Source organism: Rothia nasimurium, from assembly GCF_928391935.1.
Classification (GTDB): Bacteria; Actinomycetota; Actinomycetes; order Actinomycetales; family Micrococcaceae; genus Rothia; species Rothia nasimurium_D.
This window is the reverse complement of record NZ_CAKMTD010000006.1, coordinates 45032-58510: the sequence shown is the minus strand read 5'-3', so window position 1 is coordinate 58510 and position 13479 is coordinate 45032. Positions and strand designations below refer to the sequence as shown.

The 13479-nt window shown below is 61.7% G+C and carries 12 protein-coding genes; 4 read left to right on the top strand and 8 right to left on the bottom strand.

Annotated elements, in window-relative coordinates; all coding sequences use genetic code 11:
- Positions 1–66 precede the first annotated feature (66 nt).
- Positions 67–675: a TetR/AcrR family transcriptional regulator gene (locus L7A15_RS07550; protein ID WP_237212391.1), complete on the top strand. Its 609-nt coding sequence runs from the start codon at positions 67–69 to the stop codon at positions 673–675.
- A 74-nt stretch (positions 676–749) separates the two neighbouring features.
- Here L7A15_RS07550 and paaZ read toward each other — a convergent pair whose 3' ends face one another.
- Positions 750–2828, bottom strand: coding sequence for a phenylacetic acid degradation bifunctional protein PaaZ (gene paaZ, locus L7A15_RS07545; RefSeq protein ID WP_237208524.1), 2079 nt, complete (start codon positions 2826–2828; stop codon positions 750–752).
- A gap of 134 nt (positions 2829–2962) precedes the next feature.
- Here paaZ and L7A15_RS07540 point away from each other — a divergent pair, with 134 nt between their 5' ends.
- A complete protein-coding gene (locus L7A15_RS07540; protein ID WP_237208523.1) occupies positions 2963–3379 on the top strand; it encodes a PaaI family thioesterase in 417 nt (138 codons plus the stop codon).
- 97 nt (positions 3380–3476) lie between these two features.
- Here the strand turns inward: L7A15_RS07540 and L7A15_RS07535 are convergent, their stop codons facing one another.
- From L7A15_RS07535 to L7A15_RS07505, 7 genes are all read right to left on the bottom strand, one after another.
- Complete coding sequence (locus L7A15_RS07535) at positions 3477–4670, bottom strand: type II toxin-antitoxin system HipA family toxin (RefSeq protein WP_237208522.1); 1194 nt, start codon at positions 4668–4670, stop codon at positions 3477–3479.
- Complete coding sequence (locus tag L7A15_RS07530; protein WP_237200703.1) at positions 4660–4965, bottom strand: helix-turn-helix domain-containing protein; 306 nt, start codon at positions 4963–4965, stop codon at positions 4660–4662. Before L7A15_RS07530 ends, L7A15_RS07535 begins: the two co-directional genes overlap by 11 nt.
- Before the next feature lie 216 nt (positions 4966–5181).
- Complete coding sequence (locus tag L7A15_RS07525; RefSeq protein ID WP_237208521.1) at positions 5182–6048, bottom strand: 3-hydroxyacyl-CoA dehydrogenase family protein; 867 nt, start codon at positions 6046–6048, stop codon at positions 5182–5184.
- A 9-nt stretch (positions 6049–6057) separates the two neighbouring features.
- Entirely contained in the window at positions 6058–6816 is a 759-nt protein-coding gene (locus L7A15_RS07520; protein ID WP_237200701.1) for an enoyl-CoA hydratase/isomerase family protein, read from the bottom strand.
- The gene (locus L7A15_RS07515) at positions 6816–8015 is read right to left on the bottom strand and encodes a thiolase family protein (protein WP_237208520.1); all 1200 of its coding nucleotides are present in this window, start codon (positions 8013–8015) and stop codon (positions 6816–6818) included. The genes L7A15_RS07520 and L7A15_RS07515 overlap by 1 nt, the downstream gene beginning before the upstream one ends.
- A 158-nt stretch (positions 8016–8173) precedes the next feature.
- A complete protein-coding gene (locus L7A15_RS07510) occupies positions 8174–9502 on the bottom strand; it encodes an MFS transporter (RefSeq protein WP_237208519.1) in 1329 nt (442 codons plus the stop codon).
- A 271-nt stretch (positions 9503–9773) separates the two neighbouring features.
- Positions 9774–11189, bottom strand: coding sequence for an aldehyde dehydrogenase family protein (locus L7A15_RS07505; protein WP_237208518.1), 1416 nt, complete (start codon positions 11187–11189; stop codon positions 9774–9776).
- A gap of 150 nt (positions 11190–11339) precedes the next feature.
- On the opposite strand from L7A15_RS07505, the gene L7A15_RS07500 reads away from it, so the two are divergent.
- Together L7A15_RS07500 and L7A15_RS07495 are read left to right on the top strand one after the other, a co-directional pair.
- The gene (locus L7A15_RS07500) at positions 11340–12299 is read left to right on the top strand and encodes a helix-turn-helix domain-containing protein (protein WP_237189388.1); all 960 of its coding nucleotides are present in this window, start codon (positions 11340–11342) and stop codon (positions 12297–12299) included.
- Between the two features lie 78 nt (positions 12300–12377).
- Entirely contained in the window at positions 12378–13385 is a 1008-nt protein-coding gene (locus tag L7A15_RS07495) for an LLM class flavin-dependent oxidoreductase (RefSeq protein ID WP_237208517.1), read from the top strand.
- The last annotated feature ends 94 nt before the right edge of the window (positions 13386–13479 follow it).

Genomic DNA, 13479 nt, shown 5'->3' with positions numbered 1-13479 from the left:
GTTAGCATGTAGGGAGCTCCCGTGCGGGGGCTCCCTACAGTGTCTGTGCAAGGAGATGAACCACCTGTGAGCAACCGCGTGTTATCACCCGCTAAGAGGGGCCGTCCCGGTTATGACCGCCAGGAAGTGTTGCGGGTGAGTGTTGAGGTCTTTAATGAGCACGGCTATGACGCAACCAGTATGGACATGCTGGCTAAGCGCCTGGGCTTGACGAAGAGCGCGATTTATCACCACGTTTCCAGTAAGGAAGAGATCCTTAAGGTCGCCCTTGACCGGGCCTTGGATGCTCTGGAAGAGGTTTTTGAGGCGGGTGAAAGCCTGGAGGCGGACGCCCGCGAGCGGCTGGAGTTTGTGGTGCGGCAGACGGTGTTTGTGCTGGCTGAGCACCTGCCCTATGTGACCCTGCTGCTGCGGTTGCGCGGTAATTCTCCGGTGCAGCAGGCTGCTTTGGATAAGCGCCGTGCCCTGACCGGCCGCCTGGCTGCCCTGGTGGGGGCGGCTCAGGAGGCTGGGCAGGTGCGGCAGAGCGTGGACGAGCGCACCCTGGCCCGCCTGATTTTCGGCATGATTAACTCCCTGGCGGTCTGGTACGACCCGGCCCGCGGTGGCGACATCGAGGCCCTGGCCGACACCGTGGTGGATATGGCCTTTAGGGGAATTGCGGCAGACTCCTGAGATTAAGGGCGAAGCAGGCTCACATCGAGTGTGAGCCTGCAAAGCCTTGGTAAATATGTCGCTTGAATCGGGTCTTATTCGGCTGTCTCGGCCATCGGCCAGGTCTTGGCCACCAGGGTCAGCACGTCGTAGGTAGCGACGATTTCGTCCTTCTGGTTGTGCAGCACCGCGTCCCAGGTGACCTCGCCGTACTCGTCGGTCACGCGCGGGGTAATCTTCTTGGCGGTCAGCGTCACGCGAATCGAATCATCGTAGGTGACCGGGGTGATGAAACGCAGGTTCTCCAGGCCGTAGTTAGCCAGAACCGGGCCCGGGGCCGGGTCAACGAAGAGCCCGGCAGCCCACGAGACCAGCAGGTAGCCGTGGGCCACACGACGGGGGAAGAAGGGGTTAGCCGCCGCAGCCTCCTCGTCGGTGTGGGCGTAGAACTGATCCCCGGTTTCGTTGGCGAAATCAGTGATGTCTTGTAGCGTAACCTCGCGCAGGTCAGAAGCGAACTGGTCGCCGATGGCCAGCTCGGCCAGGGACTTGCGGAAGGGGTGTACCCCCTCGCCCGACTCTACTTGGGCGCGGGTGACGGTTGCGGCGTCCGCCCCGGGGTGCCACACCCCGGTCAGGGCAGTGAGCTTATTGGGGGAGCCCTGAATAGCGGTGCGCTGCATGTAGTGCTTCACGGCGCGCACGCCACCGAGCTCCTCACCGCCACCGGCGCGACCCGGGCCGCCATGCACCAGGTGGGGCACGGGGGAGCCGTGGCCGGTTGAAGTTTTGGCGTCCTCGCGGTCCAATACCAGGACGCGGCCGTGGTGGGCTGCAATGCCCAGGGCCAGCTGGGCGGCGGTGGCGTCATCGTGGGTGCAGACCGTAGCCACCAGGGAGCCCTCGCCCAGGGCGGCCAGTTCAACGGCCTCGGTCAGGTCGGTGTACTCCAGCACGGAGGTCACAGGGCCAAAGGCCTCAACGGCATGAACCTCGGGGGTGCGGGCGTCCTCAAAGGTCAGCACCGTGACCGGGTAGAAAGAGGGGCCCTCGGGGGCCTCGCCGCGGAAGGCAATCTTACCGCCGGCCTCCACCAGGCGGGTCACAGCCTTTTCAACCTCGGCCTTCTGCTCGGGAGAGGCCAGCGAGCCCATGGTTACGCCCTCTTCGCGCGGGTCGCCAACCACCACGCGTCCGGAAATCTTACCCGCCAGGGCCTCGACCACCTCAGCGGAGCGTCCGGCAGGCACCAGAACCCGGCGGATAGCGGTACACTTCTGGCCGGCCTTAGCGGTAATCTCCACCATGACCGACTTGATAAAGGCCTCAAACTCGGGGGTGTCGGAGGTGGCGTCCGGGCCCAGAATGGCGGCGTTCAGGGAGTCAGTTTCGGCAGTAAAGTGCAGGCCCTTGGTCTGCACGCTGGGGTGCTGGCGTAGGGCGCGGGCGGTGGCGGCCGAACCGGTAAAGGCGACGTGGTCGCGGTAGTCCAGGTAGTCCAGCAGATCGCGGGCAGAGCCGGAAATCAGCTGCAGGGAGCCCTCGGGCAGCAGGCCCGAATCCAGCATGAGACGCACGGTCGCCTCGGTGACGTAGCCGGTGGGGGTGGCGGGCTTGACGATAGTGGGCATACCGGCGATAAAGGCCGGGGCGAACTTCTCCAGCATGCCCCAGATGGGGAAGTTGAAGGCGTTGATCTCAACAGCCACCCCGGGCAGGGTGGTGTAAATGTGCTCACCGATGAAGGAGCCGTCGCGGGAGAGCTGCTCAACGTTGCCGTCGATGATGACGCGGGAGTTGGGCAGCTCGCGGCGGCCCTTGGAGGAGAAGGTGAAGAGGGTGCCGATACCGCCGTCCACGTCGATGTAGTGGTCGCGCTGGGTGGCACCGGTGGCGAAGGAAAGCTCGTAGAGCTCGGCCTTGTGGTCGGTCAGGAACTGGGCCAGCTGCTTGATGATGAGGGCGCGTTCGTGGAAGGTGAGCTTACCCAGGTTGGCCTGGCCGGTGGTGCGGGCGTAGTCAATGGCCCCTGCGGTGTCGATTCCCTCGGTGGATACCCGGTAGATGGGCTCGCCGGTGATGGCGTTGAGAACGTCCTGGGAAGAGGTGGGGTTTTCCGGGGCCCACCAGGAGCCTTTGATGAAGCTGGGAACAAGGGTGGGGGTGCTCGTCATCGAGTGCTTTCCTTACTGTGAGACGGCCACGCGAATAAATGACCGAACGTTCAGTTATTGCTATAAACTATAGTTCATATCACAGGTGAAAGAAAGCCCTGCGCCCCGGCGCAGGCCACACGGAAAGGACGGCCATGACCGACGCACCCACCCCCGGCGAGCAGGTAGAGCTCTGGAAAATTACCTTAGGCGAACTGGACGAAAAAATGGGGGTAACGGTTCTTGAAGAATCAGCAGAGCGGGTAGTGGCCACCATGCCGGTGGAGGGCAACCGCCAGTCCCTGGGCCTGCTGCACGGCGGGGCTATGCTGGCTTTGGGGGAGGCCGTGGGCTCCTGGGGGGCCGTCATTCACGCCTCGTCCATGGGCAAGGTTGCGGTGGGCGTGGACGTGAACGCCACCCACCACAAATCCTCAAAGAGCGGCACGGTGCGGGCCACCTCGTCCGCCATTCACCTGGGCCGCTCCCTGACCACTCACGAGGTCATTATTACCCATGAGGAAACCGGCGCCCGCCTCTGCACCCTGCGGATCACCAACTTCATCAAGTAGGTACCACCTCAGTTGGGTAGGTACCATTTAAATCAGAAAAACCCACCTAGTTCGTGGGTTTTTCTGATTTAAATGGTACCTACTGGGGAGGGTGGGCCTATAAATCCCTAAGTTCTTCAAGAGACTGTGCAAAGCGCGGCTCCATGACGCTCACGCTGTGGGCATCTAAGCCGTTCTTTCTAGCTTCTGAGACAGCCCCCTCAAGAATCGAGTACGCCGTCCGCAACCACTGCCTCGCCGCAGCTTCGGTTAACCCACAAAGACTAAGGATCTCCCGGTGAAGAACATCGTGCAGGGCGTAATCCTCAGAGCCGTACAGCGACAGCTGATGAAAAGCCTCATCGGGTGTTGGATTAACGTCAAAGCTAGGAGCTAAGGACCAAGCCCCAGAGACATACAGGAACCCGTGGTTTCGTAGATGATCATCGGTATTGCCCAAGAGATAGCCGAAAGCGAGGCGCCTCCACAACTCCCCTGTCTTGGCCCCATGCTCACGTGCGAACTCCAGCAAATCAACCCAGTCGCCACCATCGCCGTCCTGGGCTTCGAGGGCGGTCATAGCAGAAATATAGGGAATGCGTGCCCCCTGAGGGGTGCGGTCAAAACGTCTTTGGAGGTAAATCCGCCGGGGGTTTTCAGCCCCGTCTGTAATGGTCAGGGTTCGCCCCTGCGGTACAGTAATGCCAACTTTCTCCTGCAGAGAGCGTGCGGTAAACTCCCATCCCATGATGTCCCAGTCGTCCCCGATAGGCTTAGGGAACTTAGCCAGCCATAGCTGACCGTTAATCTTCACATTCGCCTTGGGGCGAGCCCCGCCTAGAGAACCGGTTGCCCGAAAAAGCCGACGGGTCTGTAAATCTGGAATGTCAGTAAAGTTCTGTTCCACAGCATCTGCCGTTGATAGGAGCTGGGGTAAATCCACCTCAGCCGGAACGCCTGTTCCATCTGCTGCTTGGGCCACGCCCTCAAGCCAAAAACGCGTAGCCCCCTGTCTGCTGATGTCATTTACCCCGAGAAGGTAGTCGTATTCCCCAAGACTAGTCTTACCTGCTGCTCGCTGCAGAAGCTTGCGCCCCCAGCGGTCGGGGGCGCTATCAGAAAAAGGCCCTAGTCCGTCAAAGGCCTGTGGGCCTGCTACAAGGGGCAGGGAAGGTGCTAGCGCAAAAGCACGCGGGTGAGCAAGGTAATCTGTGGTGTACGAAAAGACCCCGTTTCGATACGCGGGATAAAGATACCCGGCGACTACTTCTTGAGTGCCGATAAGGGTTGTAACGGTGACTTTAGGGTTCATTGCGCCGCCTTACCACCTTGGGGAGCTTCTCGTTGGCTCGGAGCTTGCCCACGTCGGTGAGATAAGGATCGGTTGCGGTAACAACTCCATCGAGCATACCCAAGACTTTTAAGACCGTGAGCAGAATGTCGGAGCGAACGGGTTGACCAGACTCAATCTTTCGTAAGGTTACTACCGTGGTTCCTGCTCGTTCTGCAACCATTTGGGCGGTAAGACCCAGAAGTTTACGCTGGGCGGTTAGATTTTCGCCCATGGTGCGCTGTGCCCGACGGACGGGTAGGGGAATGTATCCCACTGAGACCTCCCTTAAGCAGAAGCTTTTCTTTCAGTATAAGCCCCATAGTGAAAGAAAAGCTTCTGTTTGAGGCCAGGTAGCCGCCTCTGCACCCCGCGGATCACCAACTTCATCAAGTAGGTACCACCTCAGTTGGGTAGGTACCATTTAAATCAGAAAAACCCACCTAGTTCGTGGGTTTTTCTGATTTAAATGGTACCTACCGGGCGGGAGGGCCTAGCTGTAGTCGTAGAAACCCTTACCGCTCTTACGGCCCAGCTCCCCGCGGGCCACCATATCGCGCATCAGCTGCGGAGGGGCAAAGCGCTCACCCAACTGCGACTCAAGATACTCAGCAATGCCGAGGCGGACGTCCAGCCCCACCACATCGGTCAAAGCCAGCGGACCAATCGGGAACTTGTAGCCCAGCACCATAGCGTTATCAATATCCTCAGGGCTAGCCACGCCCTCCTCGACCATACGAATGGCCTCAAGAGCAATCGCCACACCCAGACGCGAAGACGCAAACCCAGGAGCGTCATTAACCACCACCGGGGTCTTACCCAGGCCCTCAACCCAGAGGCGGGCAGCCTCCTTCAGCTCGGCAGAAGAATGCTTAGACTGCACCACCTCCACCAGCTTGGACGCCGGCACCGGGTTAAAGAAATGCAGGCCAATAAAGTTACCGGGGCGCTGCAAGGACTCCGCCAACCCGTCAATCGACAGGGAGGACGTATTCGACGCCAACCAGGCACCCTCCCCCAGCTGCTCTTCCACAGCCCGCAAAGCAGAAACCTTCAAATCCCAGTTCTCGGGCACGGCCTCAACCACCAGCTGGCGGTCCGCAAAATCACCGTAATCAACCGACACCGCAAACCGCTCGGTCAGCTCATCAAAATTACCGTCAAAAGCCCCGCGCTCCAGCGACTTAGCCAAATCGCGCTCCACGCGCTCACGGGCAGCTTCGGCCGCCTGGGCGTCCCGCTCAACCACCACAACCTGGGCCCCGGCCAGCAGAAAAGCATGGGCAATACCCGCGCCCATACGTCCGCCACCCAGCACGCCCACGCGGGCAGGAACCTTCAACTCGTGAACTTCAGTCATCACTAACCTCTACTTCTTCTTCCGATCAAGAAAAGCCTGCATACGGTCAAACTTGGCCTGGGACTCAAACAGAATCGCCTGGGCCAGCTCGTCAATGTGGGGGTGGGCCTCACGCGGGGCCCCAAAGACCCGCTTGGTCACACGCACTGCCAGCGGGTCCTGGGCCCCAATACGGTCTGCCAGGGCATGGGCCGCCGCCAACAGCTCGGACGGCTCGTGCAGCTCGGTCACCAGGTGCAGCTCAAGCGCCTCGTCGGCAGACAGGATCCGACCGGCCATCAGAATCTCCAGGGCCACCGGCTCACCCACCAGCTCCTTAAGACGCCAGAGGGCGCCGGCGGCGGCGATAATACCCAGGTTGGTTTCGGGCTGGCCCATCTTGATGTAGGGGGTGCCCAGGCGGAAATCAGCCGCGTAGGCCAGCTCCGCCCCACCGCCCAGGGCGTAGCCGTCAATGGCGGCAATCACCGGCATGGGGAGCTTATGAATCCGGTCGAAAATTTGTGAATTTACCCCGCGCAGGGCGTCCTCCCGGCGGCGTTCGCGAAGCTGGGCGATGTCGGCGCCCGAGGCGAAAATTCCGCGTCCATTGACTTCGCACCCGGTCAGAATCAGGATCTTGGGGGTGACTTCCAGGTAGGCGCAGACCTCGTGCAACTCGGCGACCATGGTGGCGTCAATGGCGTTGCGTACCTCGGGGCGGTTCATGCGGACGACCAGGCGGTCCTCGCCCTCTTCAATAGTGAGGGCTGTGAAGTGCTCGAACATTAGACGGCCTCCACCAGCAGGGCGGCGCCCTGGCCCACGCCAATGCACATGGTAGCCAGGCCCTTGCTGGCGCCCTCGCGTTCCATACGGCCCAGCAGGGTAATGACAATGCGGGAGCCGGACGAACCCAGCGGGTGGCCCAGGGAAATCGCCCCGCCGTCGCGGTTGACGATATCCTCGTTCAGGCCCAGGCGGCGCATGGAGGCCAGGGACTGGGAGGCAAAGGCCTCGTTGAGTTCTACAGCTTCGAGGTCGGCGACCGTCCACCCGGCCTTGGCTAGGGCTTTTTCGGTGGCCGGTACCGGGCCCAGGCCCATGATTTCGGGGGCTAGGCCAGCGGACGCCCCGGCGACGACGCGGGCGCGGGGGGTTAGCCCGTACTTCTTCACGGCCTCTTCGGAAGCCACGATAATGGCTGAAGCCCCGTCGTTGAGGGTGGAGGAGTTGCCGGCCGTTACCACAGAGCCACCAGCAACAACCGGCCGCAACCCGGCCAGGACCTCGGCGGTCGTGCCGGGGCGGGGGCCCTCGTCCGTATCCACCACGGTTTCCCGGCCCTTGCGGTCCCGCACCACCACGGGCACGATTTCGTCCTTAAAGTGCCCGGCTTCAATGGCCGCGATGGCCCGTTCGTGGGAGCGGACGGCAAAGGCGTCGCAGTCTTCACGGGAAATAGAATCGACGCGGGCTACTTCTTCTGCGGTTTCAGGCATGGAGTAGGTGAACTTGTCACGCGCCGCAAAAACGGGGTTGACGAAGCGCCAGCCGATGGCGGTGTCGAAGCTCTGGCCGGGCTTAGCAAAAGCGGTGGTGGGCTTTTCCATGACCCAGGGGGCGCGGGACATAGACTCCACGCCGCCAGCGATCACGATGTCGGCGTCCCCCGCCTTGATCATCTGGGTGGCCATGGTAATGGCGCTGAGCCCTGAGGCGCAGAGGCGGTTGACGGTGATGCCGGGGACGCTTTCGGGGTAGTCGTTGAGGAGCCAGGCCATGCGGGCGACGTTACGGTTTTCTTCACCGGCGCCGTTGGCGTTGCCCAGGATAACCTCGTCGACGACTGCCGGGTCTAGCCCAGTCTTGTCGATGACGTCCTTAATGACCAGGGCGGCAAGGTCGTCGGGGCGGACGGACGAGAGGGCGCCACCGTAGCGGCCGACGGGGGTTCGGGATCCCCCCACCAGATATACCTGGGACATTCTTACTCCTTCGTGAGAACGCTAAGCGGTCAGGCCAGAAATTACTGACCAATCGTTCACTAAATCTTGTCACTTTAAGTGACGCGGGTCAAGAGAAACCAAAGACCCCCGTAACCTTTCCGCCCATAGGCGGGAGGCGACGGGGGCCGAAAGGGGAGCTACTTGCCCTGGGCTTCTTCAGGGTGCAGGTCGATTTCCTGGATGCCCTTGGGAACCAGGCTGACCGCAATGAGGGAGACCAGGGTGATAACAACCAGGTAGACACCAATCATCCAGGACTGGCCGGTTTCCCGCAGGATCATCTGGGCGATCATGGGGGCGAAGGCACCGCCGAGGATCGCGCCGATTGCGTAGCCAATGGAGATACCTGAGAAGCGGACGGAGGCCGGGAACATCTCAGCGTACATAGCCGACTGGGGGCCGTAGGAGGGACCCAGGCCAATGGTCAGGACGAAGATAGCCAGGGTGAAGAGGAAGACGCTGCCGGAATCTACCAGGAACCACATGGGGATTGACCAGAGGAGCATGAGGCCGTAGCCAATCTGGAAGGTGCGGACGCGGCCGAACTTGTCGGACATCCAGCCGCCCAGCATGGTGAAGGTCAGCCAGCCGAGGCCACCGATCAGGGAGGCGGTCATAGTGTCGCCGCGGCTCATACCCAGGGACTTGACGCCGTAGGAGATGAAGAAGGCGATGACCAGGTAGCCTGCAGCGTTATTGGCGATGAAGATCAGGGCCGCCAGGATAACTTCCTTGGTGTTGCTCTTGAAGAGCTGCTTGAGGGGGGCTGATTCGGCCTTCTTGAGGTTCTGCATTTCCTTGAAGACGGGGGATTCTTCAACCGAGTGGCGGATGTAGAAGCCGACCAGGATCAGGATGATGGAGGACCAGAAGGGGATACGCCAGCCGAAGCTCAGGAACTGCTCTTCGGTCAGAATGGCGTTGAGCAGCAGGTTGACGAGGGTTGCCAGGATCATGCCCAGGGGGACGCCCACCTGGGGGAAGGCGCCGAAGAAGCCGCGCTTGTTGCGGGGGGCGTGTTCGACGGACATGAGGGCTGCGCCGCCCCATTCGCCACCGGCTGAGAAGCCCTGGAGAATGCGGAGGGCGATGATGATGAGGGGGGCTGCAATGCCGATTTGGGCGTAGGTGGGGACGAAGCCGATACCGACGGTGGCGACGCCCATGAGGATGAGGGTGAGTACCAGGGTGATTCGGCGGCCGAACTTGTCGCCGATATGGCCTGCGACGATAGCGCCGAGGGGGCGGAAGATGAAGCTGATACCCAGGGAGGCCCAGGAGACGATCTGGGCGATGGTCTTGTCTTCACCTTCGGGGGTGAAGTACTGAGTGGCCAGGATCAGGCCTGCGGCCTGGGCGTAGATGAAGAAGTCGTACCACTCGATGGTGGTGCCGATCAGGGTGCCTGCGAGCACCTTGCGTTCTTCGCGGCTCACCTTGTGAGGCGCTGTGGCTGTGGAAGACATCGGTGTCTCCTTGTGTGATGGGGCGTGGATGAAACCGCTGTGAGGCGGGTGTCACATTTTGTGTATGCAGAGAATCATATACGAAACGCGGGGCTCTGCAACAGGGGTTGAGCAAAAAATTTTTTAACGCTCGGTCAGTAATTCCCGCCCAGGGTGCTATTTCCCGTGGTGGCGGCGGACGTGGGTCAGTGGGCGTCCTGGAAAAAATCAGGACGGACGCGCCCCGCCTGGCGCAGGGCCGGACGGGGCGGGGTAAAGAATCTGCTGGGACCTATTCGCAAATCACCTGGGGGATGCCCATGTGCTTGAGGCCCTCGACGCCGAACTCAAGGCCGTAGCCAGAGGTCTTGATGCCGCCGAAGGGAACCCGGGGGTCAATGGCGCCGTGCTTGTTGATCCAGACGGTGCCAGCCTGAATCTTGGTGGCTACCTCCCGGGCCCGCTCGATATTGGACGACCAGACCGAGGCTCCCAGGCCAACATTCAGCTTATTGGCTTCTTCCAGGGCTTCCTCCAGGGTGGAGTAGCGGATAATCGGCAGGGCCGGGCCGAACTGCTCTTCAACCACCAGGGGGTTATCCTTGGCGATGTCGGCCACCAGGGTGGTGGGATAGAAGAAGCCGGGGGCGGACTCGTCCGGGTTGCCACCCAGCAGGACGCGGGCGCCGCCGTCCTTAGCCTTTTGCACCAGGTCAGCCACGATGTCGTACTGGGCCTTGTTCTGCAGGGGGCCCAGGACGTTCTGCTCCTCAAGGCCCACGCCCATAGGCATGTTCTGGGCGACGGCGGTGAGCTCTTCGCAAACCTGATCGTAGAGGGAGTCAGGGACGTAGAGGCGCTTGAGGGCCGCGCAGGTCTGGCCGGTATTGATAAAGGCGCCCCAGAAGAGGCCCTCGGCGATGGCCTTGGGGTCGGCGTCATCCAGGACGATACCTGCGTCGTTGCCGCCCAGCTCCAGGGTGAGGCGCTTGAGGGTGTCGGCGGTGGAGGCGGCAATCTTCTTGCCGGTTGCGGTGGAGCCGGTAAAGGTGATCTTGTCGATTCCCGGGTGGGTGCTCATAGCCGCGCCAACCTCGGGGGTGGCGGGAATAATCTGCACCAGGCCCTCGGGTAGGACGCTGTTGATAACCTCAACCAGGGCCAGGACACTCAGGGTGGTGTATTCGGAGGGCTTGAGCACAATGGTGTTGCCCATGCGAAGAGCCGGGGCGATCTGCCAGATAGTGATCAGCATGGGCCAGTTCCAGGGGCCAATGCCGCCGACGACGCCGATGGGGCGGTAGTTGAGGACGGCCCGGGTTTCGCCGTCGTCCACCAGGGTTTCTTCGTCCAGGCCGAAGGAGGCGGTGGCGCGGGTCCAGGCGGCGCAGCCACCCACTTCAAAGCGGGCATTGGGGCCGTTGAGGGGCTTGCCCTGCTCGCGGGAGAGTAGCTCAGCCAGGGGCTCGGCGGCAGCTTCAATGGCGTCGGCCATCTTCATCAGGTAGTCGCTGCGCTCGGCATGGCTGAGGGCAGCCCAGGCGGGCTGGGCGGCGCGGGCCTTGGCAACCATTTCGTCGAGGACGTCGGTGCCCAGCTCGGGTGCCAAGCCGATGAGTTCCTCGGTGGCCGGGTTGAAGACTTCCCGGGTGCCACCTGCGGTAACGCGCTCTAGGAGTTCTGCGTAGGTGGTGGGTAGTGACGACATTGTCATCTCCTTGATGTTGGGTACGGTTACATCTATGATGTAAGTCACCACCCCTGCTGTGTTAGGTGGCCCGTGCAGAAACTTTGTCTTACTGTGCTGTGGGTCACGAATTGTGGTGGGGGCCGCCCAATCACCTGTGAAAGGCAGTTCATGCGCGAGACAGAAGCCCCCGAACCCTACAGCTTCCGCCAGCACGAACACATGAACCTGCCCCAATGGATCGCCGGGGCCCGGGAAAGCTTCGGCCTACTCAACATCACTGCCCCCGATTCCGAAAACTTTATCGCCAGCGTCCGCACCGCCTCCCTGGGGGAAGTCCACCTCTTCGACATGCACACCCCCGCCCACACCGTCACCCGCGAACCCACCGCCGACGACCTAGCCCACGGCGGCTACTGCAAACTCAGTCTGCAACTTGAAGGGCAGGCCACCATTACCCAGGACGGGCGAACCTGCACCCTGGGGCCCGGCGACCTGGCCCTCTATGTCACCAAACGCCCCTACCAGTTGGACTATATCGATAATCAACGCAGCCTCATCGTCCTCTTCCCCCAAAACTTCATCCACCTGGGAGCAGACTACCTGGGGGTTATCACCGCAACCCCGGTGTCAGACTCCCAGGGGCTCGGAAAGTTCGCCGTGCCCCTCTTTGAGCAGCTGGCCGCCAACATTGAAGAACTGAGCGGGCCGCACGCCCTGGCCCTGGTGCGGTCAGCCCTCGAAATGGTGATTACCGTGATGGTGGCAGAATCCAGTGAAGCCGGGCGCCAGCCGGGCAATATGCTCTACCACCAGGCGGTTGCCTACATTGAAGAGCACCTCTCAGATCCTGACCTGGGGCCGGGCAAGATTGCCGAGGCCCTCTATATCTCCCTGCGGCAGCTGCACGGGCGGTTCGCTGCCCAGCAGCAGACGGTGTCGAGCTTTATCCGCTCCCGCCGCCTGGAGTGCATTCGGGAGGATCTTGCTAATCCCCTCTACCGGGGGGATTCGGTGCAGACCATTAGCGCCCGCTATGCCCTGTTTGACCCGTCGCATGTGAGCAAGGCTTTTAAGGCCGAGTATGGGGAGTCACCTTCGGCCTATCGGGCGCGGATGATTCTTGAGTAGGGGTGGGGTCTAGCCCCCAAAATGCTTTCCTGGTAAAGTAATGCCTGTAAGGAAAACTACCCTGAAAGGCATACAATCATGGCACCTAAAATAGGCTTCCTCTCCTTCGGTCACTACGGCGACTACCCCGGCTCCAAAACCCGCACAGGAGCCGACATGCTCCACCAGGCCATCGACCTGGCCGTCGGCGCCGAAGACATCGGGCTCGACGGGGCCTTCTACCGCGTCCACCACTTCGCCCAACAGCAGATGTCCCCCTTCCCCCTGCTGGCCGCAGCCGGGGCCCGCACCTCCGCCATCGAGCTGGGCACCGGCGTCATCGACATGCGCTACGAAAACCCGCTCTACATGGCAGAACAGGCTGCCATGGTCGATCTGATTGCCGGTAACGAGCGCCTGCAGCTGGGTATCTCCCGCGGGTCCCCCGAAACCGTCTACAAGGGCTTTGCCCACTTCGGTTACCTGCCCGCTGAGGGCGAGGACGAGGCTGACATGGCCCGCCGCCACACCGCCCTCTTCCGCGAGGCCATTGCCGGTAAGGGCATTGCCCAGAGCATTTCTGACCCCACCCAGCTCGACCCCATTACGCCCCAGTCACCCGGCCTGCCCCGCCGTATCTGGTGGGGTGCTGGCACCCGCGACACCGCCCGCTGGACCGGCGAGCAGGGCATGAACCTGATGTCCTCCACCCTGCTGCTGGAAGACACCGGTGTGCCCTTTGACCAGCTGCAGGCCGAACAGCTGCGTATCTTCAAGCAGGCCTGGGCGGACGCCGGGCACGAGGGTACCCCGCGCACCTCGGTTTCGCGCTCGATCATTCCGATTATTGACGAGCAGAGTAACTACTACTTCGGCCTACGCGCCCAGGCGGAGGGCCAGGACCAGGTCGGTATTCTGGACGGCGCCGTCTCCCGCTTCGGCAAGAGCTACATTGGCGAGCCCGACAAAATCGCCGAAGAGCTGGCCCAGGACGAGGCCGTAGCTGAGGCAGACACCCTGCTGGTGACCATTCCCAACATGCTGGGAGTTGATTTTAACCTGCGCCAGCTGGAGGCCATCGTCCGCGACATTAAGCCCGCGCTCTAACCCCCGTTCCCGCCCCTAGCAAGGGGACCTCATTTCTTCAAAAGGACCGCATAGTATGCGGTCCTTTTGAAGTTTCGTGGTCCCTTTGAGAATG

Excerpts from the sequence above, each read along its gene's own strand:
- paaZ (WP_237208524.1), bottom strand. The coding sequence starts at position 2,828 with ATGACGAGCACCCCCACCCTTGTTCCCAGCTTCATCAAAGGCTCCTGG.
- L7A15_RS07515 (WP_237208520.1), bottom strand. The coding sequence starts at position 8,015 with ATGTCCCAGGTATATCTGGTGGGGGGATCCCGAACCCCCGTCGGCCGC.
- L7A15_RS07505 (WP_237208518.1), bottom strand. The coding sequence starts at position 11,189 with ATGTCGTCACTACCCACCACCTACGCAGAACTCCTAGAGCGCGTTACC.
- L7A15_RS07540 (WP_237208523.1), top strand. The coding sequence starts at position 2,963 with ATGACCGACGCACCCACCCCCGGCGAGCAGGTAGAGCTCTGGAAAATT.
- L7A15_RS07510 (WP_237208519.1), bottom strand. The coding sequence starts at position 9,502 with ATGTCTTCCACAGCCACAGCGCCTCACAAGGTGAGCCGCGAAGAACGC.
- L7A15_RS07495 (WP_237208517.1), top strand. The coding sequence starts at position 12,378 with ATGGCACCTAAAATAGGCTTCCTCTCCTTCGGTCACTACGGCGACTAC.
- L7A15_RS07520 (WP_237200701.1), bottom strand. The coding sequence starts at position 6,816 with ATGTTCGAGCACTTCACAGCCCTCACTATTGAAGAGGGCGAGGACCGC.
- L7A15_RS07525 (WP_237208521.1), bottom strand. The coding sequence starts at position 6,048 with ATGACTGAAGTTCACGAGTTGAAGGTTCCTGCCCGCGTGGGCGTGCTG.
- L7A15_RS07500 (WP_237189388.1), top strand. The coding sequence starts at position 11,340 with ATGCGCGAGACAGAAGCCCCCGAACCCTACAGCTTCCGCCAGCACGAA.
- L7A15_RS07535 (WP_237208522.1), bottom strand. The coding sequence starts at position 4,670 with ATGAACCCTAAAGTCACCGTTACAACCCTTATCGGCACTCAAGAAGTA.